11 protein-coding genes are annotated in these 15,995 nt (G+C 69.9%); 9 read left to right on the plus strand and 2 right to left on the minus strand.

Annotated features, from left to right (window positions below; translation table 11 throughout):
* The first annotated feature begins 87 nt into the window (after nucleotides 1–87).
* Together dxr and ACSDQ9_RS11660 are read left to right on the plus strand one after the other, a co-directional pair.
* Complete coding sequence (dxr, locus tag ACSDQ9_RS11655) at nucleotides 88–1,320, plus strand: 1-deoxy-D-xylulose-5-phosphate reductoisomerase (protein WP_435147217.1); 1,233 nt, start codon at nucleotides 88–90, stop codon at nucleotides 1,318–1,320.
* Nucleotides 1,320–2,600, plus strand: coding sequence for a M50 family metallopeptidase (locus ACSDQ9_RS11660; protein WP_435147175.1), 1,281 nt, complete (start codon nucleotides 1,320–1,322; stop codon nucleotides 2,598–2,600). The genes dxr and ACSDQ9_RS11660 overlap by 1 nt, the downstream gene beginning before the upstream one ends.
* Nucleotides 2,601–2,628: 28 nt before the next feature.
* Here ACSDQ9_RS11660 and ACSDQ9_RS11665 read toward each other — a convergent pair whose 3' ends face one another.
* Nucleotides 2,629–5,121 (minus strand): DUF2207 domain-containing protein, encoded by a 2,493-nt coding sequence (locus tag ACSDQ9_RS11665; protein WP_435147178.1) that lies wholly within the window; start codon nucleotides 5,119–5,121, stop codon nucleotides 2,629–2,631.
* A 183-nt stretch (nucleotides 5,122–5,304) separates the two neighbouring features.
* On the opposite strand from ACSDQ9_RS11665, the gene ACSDQ9_RS11670 reads away from it, so the two are divergent.
* From ACSDQ9_RS11670 to ACSDQ9_RS11690, 5 genes are all read left to right on the plus strand, one after another.
* Nucleotides 5,305–8,211: an ExeM/NucH family extracellular endonuclease gene (locus ACSDQ9_RS11670; RefSeq protein WP_435147180.1), complete on the plus strand. Its 2,907-nt coding sequence runs from the start codon at nucleotides 5,305–5,307 to the stop codon at nucleotides 8,209–8,211.
* A 103-nt stretch (nucleotides 8,212–8,314) separates the two neighbouring features.
* On the plus strand, nucleotides 8,315–9,457 hold the full coding sequence (gene ispG, locus ACSDQ9_RS11675) for a flavodoxin-dependent (E)-4-hydroxy-3-methylbut-2-enyl-diphosphate synthase (RefSeq protein ID WP_435147182.1): 1,143 nt from the start codon (nucleotides 8,315–8,317) through the stop codon (nucleotides 9,455–9,457).
* A 96-nt stretch (nucleotides 9,458–9,553) separates the two neighbouring features.
* On the plus strand, nucleotides 9,554–10,387 hold the full coding sequence (locus ACSDQ9_RS11680; protein WP_435147184.1) for a GNAT family N-acetyltransferase: 834 nt from the start codon (nucleotides 9,554–9,556) through the stop codon (nucleotides 10,385–10,387).
* Nucleotides 10,388–10,611: 224 nt separating this feature from the next.
* Nucleotides 10,612–12,357, plus strand: a complete 1,746-nt coding sequence (locus ACSDQ9_RS11685) for a proline--tRNA ligase (RefSeq protein WP_435147218.1) — start codon at nucleotides 10,612–10,614, stop codon at nucleotides 12,355–12,357.
* 33 nt (nucleotides 12,358–12,390) lie between these two features.
* Entirely contained in the window at nucleotides 12,391–13,179 is a 789-nt protein-coding gene (locus ACSDQ9_RS11690; RefSeq protein ID WP_435147186.1) for a sulfite exporter TauE/SafE family protein, read from the plus strand.
* Between the two features lie 63 nt (nucleotides 13,180–13,242).
* Here ACSDQ9_RS11690 and ACSDQ9_RS11695 read toward each other — a convergent pair whose 3' ends face one another.
* Nucleotides 13,243–14,226, minus strand: a complete 984-nt coding sequence (locus tag ACSDQ9_RS11695; RefSeq protein ID WP_435147188.1) for a DUF4439 domain-containing protein — start codon at nucleotides 14,224–14,226, stop codon at nucleotides 13,243–13,245.
* Nucleotides 14,227–14,317: 91 nt separating this feature from the next.
* Between ACSDQ9_RS11695 and rimP the strand changes: the two genes are divergently transcribed.
* Together rimP and nusA are read left to right on the plus strand one after the other, a co-directional pair.
* Entirely contained in the window at nucleotides 14,318–14,908 is a 591-nt protein-coding gene (gene rimP, locus ACSDQ9_RS11700) for a ribosome maturation factor RimP (RefSeq protein ID WP_435147190.1), read from the plus strand.
* Nucleotides 14,908–15,879 (plus strand): transcription termination factor NusA, encoded by a 972-nt coding sequence (gene nusA / locus ACSDQ9_RS11705; RefSeq protein ID WP_435147192.1) that lies wholly within the window; start codon nucleotides 14,908–14,910, stop codon nucleotides 15,877–15,879. The genes rimP and nusA overlap by 1 nt, the downstream gene beginning before the upstream one ends.
* Nucleotides 15,880–15,995 lie beyond the last annotated feature (116 nt).

The following is a 15,995-nucleotide window of genomic DNA, read 5'->3' on the forward strand; positions in this document are numbered from 1 at the left end:
CCCCGGAGGCCGCTTTCGGGCCTCGCCCGGGCATCGGCAACGGAGTTGGCGGGCTCGGGTGACAGACTGGACGGCGTGAACGACTCCCTGCGCCGCGTCACGATCCTCGGATCCACCGGATCGATCGGCACCCAGACCCTCGATGTCATCCGCACGCGCCGCGACCGGTTCGTGGTGCACGGGCTCTCCTCGGGTGGGTCCGACGTCAAGGCCCTCGCCGCCCAGGTGCTCGAATTCTCGCCCGCGGTGGTGGCGGTGGCCCGGCCGACCGTGGTGCAGGACCTGCAGTTGGCGCTCTACGCCGAGGCCAGCCAGCGGGGCTGGAACGCGGGGGAGCTGCGCCTGCCGAAGATCATCGCCGGGCCCGAGGCCTCGACCGAGCTGGCGGCCGCGCCGGCCGACGTGGTGGTGAACGCCATCACCGGGGCCGCCGGTCTGCGCCCGACGCTCGCCACCCTGGCCGCGGGCACCACGCTGGCCCTGGCCAACAAGGAGTCACTGGTGATCGGTGGCCGGCTGGTCACCCAGGCCGCCGCTCCCGGGCAGATCGTGGCCGTCGACTCCGAGCATTCGGCGTTTGCGCAGGCGTTGCGCGCCGGCCGATCCTCGGAGGTGCGTCGGCTCATCCTCACCGCCTCCGGCGGACCGTTCCGTGGGCGCACCCGCGACCAGCTCGTCGACGTCACCCCGGACGAGGCCATGGCGCATCCCACCTGGAACATGGGTCGGGTGATCACCATCAACTCCTCGACCCTGGTGAACAAGGGGCTCGAACTGCTCGAGGCGGGCCTGCTCTACGGGGTGGCCCTCGACGACATCGTGGTGACGGTGCACCCGCAGTCGATCGTGCACTCCATGGTCGAGTTCTGCGACGGGTCGACCATCGCCCAGGCCTCGCCACCCGACATGCGTCTGCCGATCGCGCTGGGGCTGACCTGGCCCGATCGGGTCGCCGACGCCGCGGCTCCCTGTGACTGGACGACCGCGGCCAGTTGGACGTTCGCCCCGCTCGACGACGAGGCCTTCCCGGCCGTCGCGCTGGCTCGCCGGGTGGGCACGCTGGGAGGCACGGCACCCGCGGTCTACAACGCGGCCAACGAGGTGCTGGTCGACGCCTTCTGCGCCAGCCGGATCGGCTTCCTCGACATCGTCGACACCATCGCCGCCGTGGTGGACGAACACGTCGCCGCCGTGAACGACCGGCCCGACACCCCGGCGGCGCACGTCACCGACGAAGCGATGACCGTCGAGGCCGTGCTGGCCGCCGACACCTGGGCGCGGAGCCGTGCCGCCGAGCTGGTGCGCGAGGCGGTGGCCTGATGGACGTGGTGGTGATCATCGCCGGGGCGGTGGGCTTCTTCGCGCTCATCATGGCCTCGATCGCGCTGCACGAGATCGGCCATCTGGTGCCCGGCAAGCTGTTCGGGGTGAGGGTGCCGCAATACTTCGTGGGCTTCGGCAAGACGCTGTGGTCGACCCGGCGTGGTGAGACCGAGTACGGCATCAAGGCCATCCCGCTCGGCGGTTACGTGCGCCTGCTGGGCATGTACCCGCCGGCCCGGCCGCAGGCTCGTCCGAACTGGGTGACGAGGCTGGCCGATGCCGCCCGGGAAGCCGAGTACGACGAGATCACGCTCGCCGACGAGGGCCGACTCTTCCACCAGAAGAAGACCTGGCAGAAGCTGATCATCATGGCCGGCGGGCCGCTGATGAACATCCTGCTGGCGTTCGTCATCTTCGGCGGCGTCAATGCCATCCATGGTCAGTACCGGCCGCAGTTGAGCATCGCGAGTGTCTCGGAGTGCATCATTCCGGCCGGACGAGCCACCCAGACCTGCCAGGCGGGTGACCCGGCGACCCCGGCGGCCAAGGCGGGACTGCGGGCAGGCGACATGGTGCAGAGCTTCAACGGCACCACCGTGCGTGACTGGAGCCAGTTCTCGGACCTGATCCGCGCCAACCGGGCCGGGACTGCGACCATCGTGGTGCTACGCGGCGGGACGCCGACCACGCTGACCACCTCGACCGTGATCACCGGGGTGGCCGACCGCACCGATCCCACCCGCACCATCGAGGCAGGGTTCCTGGGGGTCAGCCCCGACTACCGCCTCGAGCGGTCGGGCCCCGTGACGACCGCGCAGGACATGTGGCTGATGACCCGCCAGTCGGTGGTGGCGTTGGCCAGCTTCCCGCAGCGGGTGTGGAACGTGGCTGCCGACATGGTCACCGGCAAGCCCCGCGACCTGAACGGGCCGATCTCGATCGTGGGTGCCAGTCGCGCCGCGGGCGAGATCGCGGCCACGGACACCATGCCGGCCGGCGACCGGGTGGCGTCGTGGTTCATGATGCTCGGCTCGGTGAACCTGTTCGTGGCCCTGCTCAACCTGGTACCACTGCTCCCGCTCGACGGCGGCCACATGGCCGGCGCCATCTGGGAGTGGTTGCGCCGCATGGGTGCCAGGATCGTCCGTCGACCCGATCCGGGCCACGTGGACACCGCGAAGTTGCTGCCCGTGGCCTACGTGGTGGGCGGTTTCCTGGTGGTGTCGGGGGCGGTGTTGATCATCGCCGACATCTTCTTCCCGGTGAAACTGTTCTGAGGCGACGTTGTTCTGACGGGAGCCGGCCTCACCAACTGGAGACGCTGCTCCCGCCACCACCGCCACCCGACGAGCTCGACGACGAGAAACCCGAGCTCGACCCCGACCCGCCGTCCCAGCCGCTGCCGGAGCTGCTGGTCGAGGCCGACTGCACTGAGCTGGTCAGCGAACTGATCGCACCGGGCAGAGCCCCGGGGTCGGTCAGGCTGAGGAAGGTCACGTCGGGGGTGTCGATCCGACCGGCGGACGCGAGCTCGCGACACACCTTCGTCCACCGTTCGGTGAGGCCGAACAGCACGGCCCAGGGCAGGTAGCGGCGGAAGATGTCGCGGTCGGCCTCGACGTTGAGCTGGTCGGCCTCGGCGGTGGACAGGTAGAGCTTGAATCCGTCGCTCTGCTCCTTGAGCGCGGTGCCGCGGGCCGTCAGCGCCGGACGACTCACCGCGCGGCCGATGATCCGGCCGATCGGCAGGGCGAGGGTGATCACCACCGGCACCAGCACGGTCGACCAGCCGAAGACCGGCCGCAGCCAGAATCCCCAACCGAGCCAGGCTGCGGCGATGACGGCGACGATGAGCCAGCCTCGCGGGCCCGGCGAGGTCTTCCGGATCAGATCGCCCCGGCGGACGACGGCCTCGGCGCGGCTGCGGGTCTCGCTGACCAGCTGCACCGCTGTCTTGTCGGGGAGTTCCCGAGGTCGTGACGCCAGGGGGTGGGACTGCGGGTAGGACGAGCCGGGCTCCGTGGCGAGCTGCCAGAGTCGACTCCCGAGCCCCGGCTCGGGGGGCTCCTCGCCCCACCGCTCGACCGCCAGGGGCCGCGACGACAGACGCAGGTGGCCCCGCACGGCCTGCTCGACCAGCGTGGCGGCCAGCTGGGTCGGGTGGTAGCGGCCGCGATCGAGCACCCCAGCCTCCAGCAGGGTCAGCTCGTCCGGGGGTTCAAAACGCACGGGCACCTCGCGATGTCCGCGGGCGGTCACGATGGCCGCCCCCGGGGTGACCACGCCGGGCGGCTGGTCGCGGTAGCGCTGGCTGCGGCCGCGGTGGCCCAGCGCGAGCCCGAGGGCCAGCATGAGGGCGCCGCCACCGACGCCGCCCCAGGTGCGCAGGTCGTCGGCCTGGCCGTGGCGGCGGTCGATGCTGGGCTGCAGGTCGGGCGTGGCGAGGGTCACGGCCGACGAGGGCATGCTGGCCGCCAGTTCCACGGCCCCGCTGGAGGAGTCCTCGTCGAGGTCGGCCGTCACCGTGGTTCCCGAGGTGGCTGGGGTCGTCCGGCGGCACGGGTAGCTCGAACCGATCCCGGCGTAGCGCACGGTGCAGGTCGCCTCGACCGCGGGTGCGGGGAGCGTGAGCCGCGCTCGTCCGCTGGTCAGGTTGTCGAGTTCGCTGCCGATCACCCACGCGGCGGTGACGGTGCCGTCATCCAGCGGGCGGGTGAGGCCCTCGGCGGTGTACCGCAGCACGACGGTGCGGGTGCGCACCCCGGGCTTGTCGGGGAAGGAGGCCGTCAGCGCGCGCAGCTGCAGGCTGCTGGTGCGGCGACCGGAGCGCCAGCTCCAGTCGACGGGCGTGCCGTCGATGGTGACCTCGAGGTTGCGGTAGGTCGGCTCGACGTCGTTGATCGGTGACCACGGACGACGGGTCGCCAGCAGCAGGGTCCAGGTGCCGTCGCCGTCGTCGGGCATGGTGTAGGTCATCGTCTGTTCGACGGTCAGGGTGCCGTGTTCGTCGACGGTGCCGGACGCGTCGAGGGTGGTCAGCCGCGGCGAGATCAGCGACTCGTCCTGCAGATCGGGTTGGGCGTTGGCGACGCTGCCGGGAGTGAGCCCGGCCACGATGGTGAACGTCGTACCGCTCGGCAGGTCACTGGCCGCGAAGGTGGCGCGATTGCCGGTGTGGCTGGTGGGGCATTCGCCGCCGCCGTAGAGGCAGCGGGAGTCGGTCACCGGCCCGGGAGCCGTGACGGTGGTCGAGATCTTCTCGATCGGGGGGTTCTCGCGCGAGGTGATGTCCCAGAACAATTGAGGAGCATCGTCGAAGGTGCGCAGAGCGCCGGTGAGGGTGTAACTGATCACGTAGGTGTGGCGCCGCTGGCCGACCTCGGTGTCGGGATTGCCGATGCGCAGGGTCAGGGTGCGGTGACGCCCCGTCTGTGGCGCGCTCTGCAACAGATCGGTGGCCGCACCGGTGGGGCTGGTGACGGTGACGTCGTCGATGCCGTACACGACGTCCTTGCTCTCGTCGTCGGGCCACGGTTCCCGGGTGACGAGCTTGACCTGAATGCCGTGCGACTGGCGCGAGGCGAACTCGTAGTCGTAGGTCTGGGTCACCTTGATCGACCCGTCGGGCCGGATGTCCATGGCCACGTCGAGGGCCTTGACCACATCGGACGCGGCCCGGGCCGCCGTGGGGCGCGCGACCAGCCCGGCCAGCGCCAGTCCGGCGATCATCAGGGCGGTCAGCAGGATGCGGGCGGGCCGGAGGGGGGCCGGCAGGCTGCGTCGCACGGGGTGGGCCATGCCCCCACGGTAGGGGAGGGCGGGTCCGGTGAGGTTTCCGTGAACTTCCTGTGAATCCCCGCAGCGGGCCCTGCCCGCGGGGACCGGTTTCGTGATGGGGTGGCACCGAAACCCGCACCACGAGTGCTCCGGAGCGGGGTTCGTTCCATGTCCCACGCCCTCCCCAACTCTGGAGTCTTTGCCATGCAGCCATCTGCGCGCGTGAAGCTCTGCGTGGGTTCGGCCCTGTTCGCCACCGCCATCGTCGGTGTCGTCCAAGCCGTGCCCGCGCGAGCCGCCGCCGACCACCTGGTCATCAACGAGGTCTACGCCCGTGGGGGCTCGGCCAACCAGCCCTACAAGGACAAGTTCGTCGAGATCCTCAACCCCACCGGAGCCGCCATCTCGCTGTCGGGCCTGAGCCTGCAGTACCGCTCGGCCACCGGCACCGGCAATGCCAACTCGACCGTGGCCCTGTCGGGCAGCCTGGCGGCCGGCGACGTCTTCGTGCTGCAGGGCGGCAGCAACGGCACCACAGGCGCCGCTCTGCCCGCTGGCACCGTCGACCAGACCGCCACCGGTTTCAACCCCAGCGGCACCACCGGAACGGTGTACCTGGTCAGCGGCGCCACCGCCACCACGCCCGATGCGTCCAGCGTGATCGACAAGGTCGGCTTCGGCGGATCGAACTCGCCCGAGGGCACTGCCGTGGTCTACACCGGGGCGAACGGCGATCCCGGCTCGATCGGTCGCACCACGACCAACGACACCAACAACAACAGCGCTGACTTCGCCTTCTCGGCGACGGTCACCCCCGGGGCGTTGAACCCGGGCCAGACCGGCGGCGACCCCACCGATCCGCCCACGGACCCGACTGACCCGCCGGCCGATGCTGTCTCGATCGCGCAGATCCAGGGCAACGGCGCCGCCAGCCCGCTGGTCGGCACGAAGGTCACCACCCGGGGCGTCGTCACCGCCAACTACCCGACCGGTGGTTTCAACGGGTTCTACCTGCAGACCCCCGGCTCGGGTGGCGCACCCAAGTCGGCGCAGGACTCGTCCGACGGTGTCTTCGTCTACGGCACCACCACCGTGACGGTCGGTGACTGCTACGACGTCACCGGCACGGTGAAGGAGTTCAACGGGCTGACCGAACTAGATCAGGTGACGCTGACCCCGGCGGCCGGGTGCGACCCGGTCACGGCGACCCCGCTGGCCACGCTGCCCGTGACCGACGCCGACAAGGAGGCCTACGAGGGCATGCTGGTGGCCCCCCAGGGCACCTACACCATCACCAACAACTACGACCTGAACACCTTCGGTCAGCTCGGGTTGGCCGTCGGTGACAAGCCGCTGTACACGCCGACCGACAAGGTGCCCTACACCGAGGCGGCGGCCTACGAGGCCGAGCAGGTGAAGAAGCTGATCACCCTCGATGACGGCTCCTCGTGGAACTACATGACCAATGCCACCGCGAAGAACTCGCCGCTGCCGTACTTGTCGGCCCAGACCCCGGTGCGCACCAACTCGCAGGTCAGCTTCACCAAGCCGGTGATCCTCGACTACCGCTTCCAGTGGAACTACCAGCCCACCTCGCAGGTGGTCGGCGCGAACGCGCCCTTCCTCGCCAGTGAGAACGACCGTCCGGCCACCGTGCCGAACGTCGGTGGCGACGTGCAGTTGGCCACCTTCAACGTGCTCAACTACTTCACCGACCTGGGCAAGGACGAGGCCGGCTGCGCCTCGTACAAGGACCGCTTGGGCAACCCCGTGGCGGCGAACAACTGCGCGGTGCGGGGCGCCTGGAGCCAGGCCGCGTTCGACGACCAGCAGGCCAAGATCGTGAAGGCCATCAACGGGCTCGACGCCGAAGTGGTCGCCCTGATGGAGATCGAGAACTCCGCCAACTTCGGCCATGACCGGGACGCCACCCTGTCCCACCTGGTCGACGTGCTGAACCAGGACGACCCGGCCAAGGCCTGGAAGTACGTGCCCACCAACGCCGGACAGGTGCCGCCGAACGAGGACAACATCCGCCTCGCGTTCATCTACCGCTCCTCGGCGGTCGCCCCGGTGGGCGGGTCGCAGATCCTCTCCGACCCGGCGTTCGCCAACGCCCGCCAGCCGCTGGCCCAGCAGTTCACGGTCACGGGTTCGCGCACCTCGTTCGTGGCAGTGGCCAACCACTTCAAGTCGAAGGGCTCCGGTGAGGACGACGGCACCGGCCAGGGCCTGTCGAACCCGTCCCGCAAGGCGCAGGCCTCGGCGCTGACCTCGTGGGTGAACGCCCAGTTCGCCGACCAGCCGGTCTTCCTGCTGGGTGACTTCAACGCCTACTCCGCCGAGGAGCCGGTGCAGATCATCGAGGGCGCGGGCTTCGCCAACGTCGTCACCTCCGACGACACCACCTACCAGTTCGGTGGACGACTGGGTTCGCTCGACCACGTCTTCGGCAATGCGGCGGCGAAGGCCCTCGTCAGCGCCGGCGCCGTGTGGAACATCAACGGTGACGAGTCGATCGCCTTCCAGTACTCGCGTCGCAACTACAACGTGACCGACTTCTACGCCGCCGACCCGTACGCCTCGTCCGACCACGATCCCGCCGTGGTGGGCATCAAGGCCGCCGCCCTGGTGCCGCCGAGCCTCGGGTTCTTCGACGGGGACTGCAACTCGTTCGGCTTCACCGTCTCGGGTGACGTGCCCGAGGGTGCGAAGCTGAAGGTGACCTGGACCCGTGACGGTCAGGGTCAGGTCACCACCGTGGCGCCGCAGACCTGGTGGTCGGGCAACGGTCAGCTCGGGTGGGCGAAGGCCCAGGCCACCCTGCTGGCCGCCGACGGATCGGTGATCGTGGCCTCCGAGGTGCAGAACCCGACCTGTGTCACCCCCGCGGTGACTGTCAAGGGCAACCAGGTGACGGTGCAGACCGCCGGTCTGCCCGCCGATGCCCTGGTGACCGTGAAGGCCCGGCTCGACAACGGCACGGTGACCACGTTCACGACGGCGGTGACCGGCAAGGCCGTCTCGTTCAAGGCGCCCAGCGTCAAGTCGGCCGTGGTCGAGGTGACCTCGGGTGACGACCTGATCGGATACGCCAGCGCCATGAAGTGACGCATCACCGCTCCACACGCGGCGCCCGCCACCCTCGCCGGGGGGGCGGGCGCTCGCGTTCGTCCGGGGCGAAACGCCCGGGTCTGCGCGGTAATCTGGGGGCATGAGTGTGAACCTCGGCCTGCCGGCCATGCCCCCGCCCGTGTTGGCCCCCCGTCGCAAGACCCGGCAGATCAAGGTCGGCAAGGTGCTCGTCGGTGGTGACGCCCCGATCTCGGTGCAGTCGATGACCACCACCAAGACCACGGACATCAACGCCACGCTGCAGCAGATCGCCGAGCTCACCGCCACCGGCTGTGACATCGTGCGGGTCGCCGTGCCGTCGCAGGACGATGCCGAGGCCCTGCCCGCGATCGCGCACAAGTCGCAGATCCCGGTGATCGCCGACATCCACTTCCAGCCCAAGTACGTCTACGCCGCCATCGACGCCGGCTGTGCCGCGGTGCGCGTGAACCCCGGCAACATTCGCGCCTTCGACGACCAGGTCGCCGGCATCGCCAAGGCGGCCGCCGACGCGGGCGTCTCGATCCGCATCGGCGTGAACGCCGGCTCGCTCGACAAGCGGCTGCTCGAGAAGTACGGGGCACCGACCGCCGAGGCGCTGGTGGAGTCGGCCCTGTGGGAGGCGAGCCTGTTCGAGGAGGTCGGCTTCGGCGACTTCAAGATCTCGGTGAAGCACCACGACCCGGTCGTGATGGTGCGGGCATACGAGATGCTCTCCGAGAAGGCCGACTACCCGCTGCACCTGGGCGTCACCGAGGCCGGGCCGGCCTTCCAGGGCACCATCAAGTCGTCGGTGGCGTTCGGTTCGCTGCTCTCGCGCGGCATCGGCGACACGATTCGCGTCTCGCTGTCGGCGCCGCCGGTCGAAGAGGTCAAGGTCGGCATCAAGATCCTCGAGTCGCTGAACCTTCGCCCCCGTCAGTTGGAGATCGTCTCGTGCCCCTCGTGCGGACGAGCCCAGGTCGACGTCTACACCCTCGCCGAGAAGGTGACCGAGGGCCTCGAGGGCATGACCGTGCCGCTGCGCGTGGCCGTCATGGGCTGCGTCGTGAACGGCCCAGGTGAGGCCCGCGAGGCCGATCTCGGCGTCGCCAGCGGCAACGGCAAGGGGCAGATCTTCGTCAAGGGCGAGGTCATCAAGACCGTGCCCGAGGCCGAGATCGTGCAAACCTTGATCGAGGAGGCCAACCGGATCGCGGCCGAGTCGACCGAGGTCGGCGCCCCCGAGGTGTCGGTCGGCTGACAACCCTGGCCCGTGCGGCCCGACCCCGAACCCCACCCCTGCTGCACGTGACAGACTGAGCGCCGTGTCAGTTGCGTCGTCGGTTCCGGGGCTCCCGTGAGCACCCGACTGAGGGTTCTGGGCAACGCCGACGTGCCCGCCGCCCTGGAACTGTTGCGCCCCGAGCCGATCTCGAACCTCTTCCTGCGCTCCCGCATCGCGCAGTTCGGGCTCGATCGGGTGACCCTGGGCTGTGACGTGCTCGGGTTCGAGCGCGATCATGAGCTGGTCGCCCTGTGTCACGTCGGGTCGAATCTGGTGCCGGCCGGTGCCGATCCCGGGGCGCTGGATGCGTTCGCCGCCAAGATCGGCGCGAGGCGCCATTCGTCCTCGATCATGGGGCGGGCGCCGCTGGTGCGGGGGCTGCACGAACGGCTGGCCGAACGTCACGGCAGCTGGGCGCGGGTGCGCGAGGTGCGCTCCCACCAGCCGCTGATGGTCACCGACCACGAGTCACCGTTCGCCGGCGACCCGCGGGTGCGGGTGATCACCCTGGCCGACTTTGAGCCCTACTTCGAGGCTGCCGTGGCCATGTACACCGAAGAGGTGGGCGTGTCTCCGCTCGACCCGACCGGCGGCTACCGCAGCCACATGCGCAGGCTGGTCGCCGAGGGTCACTGCTTCGGCATCGTCGAGGACGGCCGGGTGCTCTTCAAGTCCGACATCGGCACCGCCTACGGCACCATCTGCCAGATCCAAGGGGTGTGGTTGGCGCCGGCGCTGCGCGGCCACGGGGCGTCGGTGCCGGCGATGTCGTCGGTGATCGCCCTGGCCCGGGAGCGCTACCCGGTGGTCTCGCTCTACGTCAACGACTTCAACACCCGGGCCCGCCGGTTGTACGAGCGCTGCGGCATGCAGACGATCGACGCGCTGGCCACGGTGCTCTACTGATCCAACCGCGGCTGTCCGGCGTCGAAGGTACAAACTTCTACACCGTGACTCGACCAACCCCCTCTGAGGGCCGGTTGGTCGAGCCACGGTGTAGACGTTTGTACGGGCGCGCTGCTGGCCTGCAGTCGGGGCCGGCGAAACCCGGGTGAGCGCGGTGGTGCGGCACCGATAAGCTGACCCGCGTTCGGTTCCAGCCACTCGAGAGGCCCAGCGTGATCACCAGGATGTCGCAGTTGTTCGTCCGCACCTTGCGAGAGGACCCTGCCGATGCCGAGGTGCCCAGCCACCGCTGGCTGGTGCGCGCCGGGTACATCCGCCGCGCCGCTCCGGGCGTCTACAGCTGGCTGCCGCTGGGCCTGAAGGTGCTGCAGAAGGTCGAGTCGATCGTCCGCGAAGAGATGGACGCCATCGGCGCCCAGGAGGTGCGCTTCCCGGCCCTGCTGCCGCGTGAGCCCTACGAGGCCACGGGACGCTGGACGGAGTACGGCGACAACCTCTTCCGCCTGCAGGACCGCAAGGGCACCGACCTGCTGCTCGGCCCGACGCACGAGGAAATGTTCACCCTGCTGGTGAAGGACCTCTACAACTCCTACAAGGACCTGCCGCTGTCGCTGTACCAGGTGCAGACCAAGTACCGCGACGAGGCCCGCCCGCGCGCCGGGCTGCTGCGCGGCCGCGAGTTCGTGATGAAGGACTCCTATTCCTTCGACGTGGACGATGCCGGTCTCGAGCAGAGCTACCAGCGCCACCGCGAGGCCTACATCAAGATCTTCGACCGACTCGGCTTCGAGTACGTGATCGTCCAGGCCGACGCGGGTGCCATGGGTGGGTCGGCGTCGGAGGAGTTCCTGGCCATCGCTGCCAACGGCGAGGACACCTTCGTCCGCTCGCCGGGTGGGTACGCCGCCAATGTCGAGGCCGTCCAGCGCCCGCTGGCCGCCGAGGTCGACGCCTCGTCCGTCGGGGTCGCGCGGGTCGTCGACACCCCGAACACGCCGACCATCGACTCGCTGGTGGCCGTCGTGAACGCCGAGCATGCCCGGGCCGACCGCGCCTGGACGGCCGCCGACACGCTCAAGAACGTGCTGTTCGTGCTGCACCACCCCGACGGCTCCACCGAGCCGCTGGCCGTGGGCCTGCCGGGCGACCGCGAGGTCGACGCCAAGCGCCTCGAGGCCGCTGTCGGCCCGGCCGAGCCGGTGCCGTTCGGCGAGGAGGACTTCGCCGCCCATCCGCAGCTGGTGAAGGGCTACATCGGCCCGGGCGCCCTCGGCTCCGAGAAGCCCAGCAAGGTGCGCTACCTGGTCGACCCGGCCGTCGTGCCCGGCACCGCGTGGGTGACCGGTGCGGACGAGGCCGGCAAGCACGTCATCGACCTGGTGGCCGGCCGCGACTTCACTGCCGACGGGTACCTCGACGTGGCCGAGATCCGCGAGGGCGATCCGTCGCCCGACGGTTCGGGGCCGCTGACCCTGGCCCGCGGCATCGAGATGGGCCACATCTTCCAGCTGGGGCGCAAGTACGCCGACGCCCTGGGGCTGAAGGTGCTCGACCAGAACGGCAAGCTGGTCACGGTGACCATGGGCTCATACGGCATCGGCTGCTCGCGCGCCGTCGCCGCGGTCGCCGAGGGCACCAGTGACGAGAAGGGTCTGTGCTGGCCGCGCGATCTCGCCCCGTTCGAGGTGATGGTGCTCGCCACCGGCAAGGGTGACGACGTCGCCGCGTTCGCCGAGCAGCTCGCCACCGAGCTGGACGAGGCCGGGGTCGCGGTGCTGCTGGATGACCGCAAGGCCTCGCCGGGAGTGAAGTTCGCCGACTCCGAGGTCTTGGGCATGCCCACCTCGGTGGTGGTCGGACGAGGCCTGGCCGACGGCCTGGTCGAGATTCGCGACCGCGCCACCGGCACGGCCCGCAGCGTGGCCGTCGACGACGCCCTGGCCGAGGTGCTCCGCGAGATCGGTCGCTGACCCGCCCGGCGTCAGGTCGGACGAGAGGCCCTCATGGAGATCGCCCTGCACGTGATCGTGCTGCTCGTGCTGGCGGCCTTCGTCGCGGGCTGGGTCGACGCGGTGGTCGGTGGCGGCGGGCTGATCCAGCTGCCCAGCCTGCTGATCGGGCTGCCCGCCGACACCTCGGTGGCGGCGATCTCGGGCACCAACAAGGTCAGTTCGGCGGCCGGCACCCTCACCGCCACCGCCACCTACCTGCGCAAGGTGAGTGTCGACTGGAAGGCGGCCGTCCCCCTGATGGTGCTGGCCTATCTGGGCTCGACCATCGGCGCCAGGCTGGTCAACTTCCTGCCGAAGCAGGCCTTCACCCCGATCGTGTTGGCCGCACTCGTCGGGGTGGGCATCTACACGGTGCGCAAACCGACCCTCGGCCTGCACCACCAGGTGCGCTGGACCGGCTGGCGGGGAGCCGCGGTGGCCGCGGCGATCGGCCTGGTGGTGGGCCTCTACGACGGGTTCCTCGGCCCTGGCACCGGCTCGTTCTTCGTGATCGCCCTGGTGGGGCTGCTCGGCTACGGATTCCTGCAGGCGAGCGTCTTGGCGAAGCTCGCGAATCTCACCACCAATGTCGCCGCCATCGCGGTGTTCTCGATCCAGGGCGTGATCATCTGGAAGCTCGCGCTGATGATGGCCGCCGCCAATCTGACCGGCGGTTTCATCGGCGCCCAGATGGCGGTGCGGCACGGCTCGGGGTTCGTCCGGAAGGTCTTCCTGGCGGTGGTGGGGCTGCTGGTCGTCAAGCTGGCCTACGACACCGTGCTTCTGATGGTTGGGCGGTGAGGGGTCGGCCCAGACTCAGACCGGCCCAGACTCAGACCGGCCCAGACTCAGACCGACCGAGACTCAGACCCAGCCGGGGAACCAGCTCGTCGGCCCCCATCGGGTGGCCTGCGTCATCTGGGCGCTCCAGCGGGCACGGGCGGCGGATCGTCCGTTCTGGGTGGTCGGGCTGGTCGAGCAGTAGACGCCGGCCAGGGCGTTGGCGACATCGGTCTCGACGGCCGCCATGATCACGCCGGCGTTGTTGGCCGTCGGCCGTTCGGGAAGGTCGTATCCCGGCTCGGGCGGGGGCGGGGTGGCCCCGTTGGCCCGCATCTCGTTCTGGGTCTCGACCCGCAGGGCGGCCAGTCCGGTGCGCCGGGCCTGCAGCGACGTGCGCAGTTCACCGGACGACAGCGCACCCACCAGCGCCGAGGCGGCCTGCTCGGCGCGGAACAGCTGCTGGATGAGCACCCCCTGGGCGTGCTCGAGGGTCTCGGCGTCGAACCGGTAGGGGAGCAGGTTCTGGTTCACCGGTGGGTGGGCGGCCGGACGAGCGCAGGAGCCGACGAAGATGCTCACCGACCCCCACAGCAGGGCGTGGGCCCCGGCGTCGGCACGGTCGGCCAGTGCGGCGAGATCGGCGGCCCGGGCCGTGGCCACGGTGCCGAGCGTCGTCAGCGCCTGGGCCACGGGCACCGGTGCAGGTGCGATGGTCGGGGGCGCAGCGACCGGCTCGGGCAGGTCGCCGACGAGCGGATCGGGTCGGCGCAGCACCGAGGACTGCAACCCGAGGGCCTGCTGGCAGCCCCTCGCCCAGGCCTGCTGGGCGGCGGTGGCCCCGGTGGCCGAGCGCAGGGCAGCGAGCGCCCGGGAGACCTCGTTGAGCCACGCCACCGCGGTGAGCTGATCGGCGCCCGGCGTGGGGGAGGGGGTGGGGCTGCCGCCCGGGTCGCCGTCGCCGCGGATCGTCGGGTCGAACCAACTACAGCCTCCGGTCAGGCCGGTGAGCGTGAGTGCCGTCGTGGCCAGCAGGCCGGAGGCGAGCACGGATCGGCGGGTTGGCATGGTTCCAGCGTACGGTCCGCGCAGCCCACGCCCGGGTCGACTACACTCTGACGGCACAACAGCAGCACCACAACAGAAAGAGGGCAGAGGCGTGATAGACACCCGACTGATTGAGGTCGTGGAGCCGGCACTGGCCGCCCATGGTCTGGAGTTGGACGATCTCGAGGTGATTCCCGCCGGTCGCCGCTCGGTGTTGCGGATCACCGTCGACGGCGACGGTCCCCAGGGTCGAGGCCCGCTGTTGGACGACATCTCGGCCGCCACCCTCTCGATCTCCGCCGTGCTCGACGAGATCGATGCCATGAACGGCGCCTACACCCTCGAGGTCTCGAGCCGGGGCACGGGTCGTCCGCTCACGGAGTCGAAGCACTACCGACGCAACCTGACCCGACTGGTCAAGGTGACCCTGGCCAGCGGCACGTCCATGACCGGGCGCATCGTCGCGGTCGACGGCGACCAGGTCACCCTCGAGGTCACGCCCGAGTCGGTCAAGGGCAACCGCAACCCCAAGCCCGTGACCCACCAGCTGTCGATCGCCGAGATCACCAAGGCGCTGGTGCAGGTCGAGATGAATCGCTCCATCGACGACTACGACGTCGATGACCTCCCCGACGAGGACGACGAGGCCGACGACGAGGCTGACGGCGACGAGGCTAACGACACCGACGAGGAGGACAACTGATGGACGTCGACATGGCTGCGCTCCGCCAGATCGAGCGTGACAAGGGGGTCTCCCTCGACTATGTGGTGAAGGCGCTCGAGGATGCCCTGCTCAATGCCTACGAGAAGACCCCGCTGCACATGTCGCACAGCCGGGTCGAGGTGAACACCAAGACCGGCAAGGTGCACGTCTGGGCGCCCGAGCTCGACGACGACGGCGAGAAGATCGGCGAGTACGACGACACCCCCGAGGGCTTCGGACGAGTGGCCGCCTCGATGGCCCGCCAGGTGATCTACCAGCGCCTGCGCGAGGCCGAGGACGAGCGCAAGTTCGGCCACTTCGCCGCCAAGGAGGGCGACATCCTCACCGGGGTGGTGCAGCAGGATCGCGACTCGCGCATCGTGCGGGTGAACCTGGGTGAGATCGAGGCGATCATGCCCCCGGCCGAACAGGCCCCCGGCGAGGTCTACGCCCACAACAAGCGGCTGCGCGTCTACGTGGTCGCGGTGCGCAAGGAGTTGAAGGGGCCGCAGGTGGTGGTCTCGCGCACCCACCCGAACCTCGTCAAGCGGCTGTTCCAGCTCGAGGTGCCCGAGATCGAGCAGGGTGTCGTCGAGATCAAGGAGGTCGCCCGCGAGGCCGGCCACCGCACCAAGATCGCCGTGCTCTCCCACAACCCGCAGGTCTCGGCCAAGGGCGCCTGCATCGGGCCGATGGGGCAGCGGGTGCGCGCCGTCATGCACGAACTGAATGAAGAGAAGATCGACATCATCGACTGGTCGCAGGACCCTGCCGAGTTCGTGGGGCAGGCGTTGTCGCCCGCGCGAGTGGCGTCGGTGACCGTGGTCGATGAGGCCGCCCGCGCGGCCCGGGTGGTGGTGCCCGACTACCAGCTGTCGCTGGCGATCGGGAGGGAGGGCCAGAACGCCCGCCTCGCCGCCCGCCTCACCGGCTGGCGGATCGACATCCGCTCCGACGCCCAGGAGGGCTGATCGTCCGACCTCGCGAGGAGGTCAGCGAACACCACCGATCCGTTTCGGCTTCCCGGGTGGGGGGGGTTTTTTCCCAATGGAAGAAGAACACCCCCCAAAAAAAAAAAAAAAAGGGG

The sequence above is a fragment of the Aestuariimicrobium soli genome, from assembly GCF_051192575.1.
Classification (GTDB): Bacteria; Actinomycetota; Actinomycetes; order Propionibacteriales; family Propionibacteriaceae; genus Aestuariimicrobium; species Aestuariimicrobium soli.

Excerpts from the sequence above, each read along its gene's own strand:
- ACSDQ9_RS11660 (WP_435147175.1), top strand. The coding sequence starts at position 1,320 with ATGGACGTGGTGGTGATCATCGCCGGGGCGGTGGGCTTCTTCGCGCTC.
- ACSDQ9_RS11665 (WP_435147178.1), bottom strand. The coding sequence starts at position 5,121 with ATGGCCCACCCCGTGCGACGCAGCCTGCCGGCCCCCCTCCGGCCCGCC.
- ACSDQ9_RS11670 (WP_435147180.1), top strand. The coding sequence starts at position 5,305 with ATGCAGCCATCTGCGCGCGTGAAGCTCTGCGTGGGTTCGGCCCTGTTC.
- ispG (WP_435147182.1), top strand. The coding sequence starts at position 8,315 with ATGAGTGTGAACCTCGGCCTGCCGGCCATGCCCCCGCCCGTGTTGGCC.
- ACSDQ9_RS11685 (WP_435147218.1), top strand. The coding sequence starts at position 10,612 with ATGTCGCAGTTGTTCGTCCGCACCTTGCGAGAGGACCCTGCCGATGCC.
- ACSDQ9_RS11690 (WP_435147186.1), top strand. The coding sequence starts at position 12,391 with ATGGAGATCGCCCTGCACGTGATCGTGCTGCTCGTGCTGGCGGCCTTC.
- ACSDQ9_RS11695 (WP_435147188.1), bottom strand. The coding sequence starts at position 14,226 with ATGCCAACCCGCCGATCCGTGCTCGCCTCCGGCCTGCTGGCCACGACG.
- nusA (WP_435147192.1), top strand. The coding sequence starts at position 14,908 with ATGGACGTCGACATGGCTGCGCTCCGCCAGATCGAGCGTGACAAGGGG.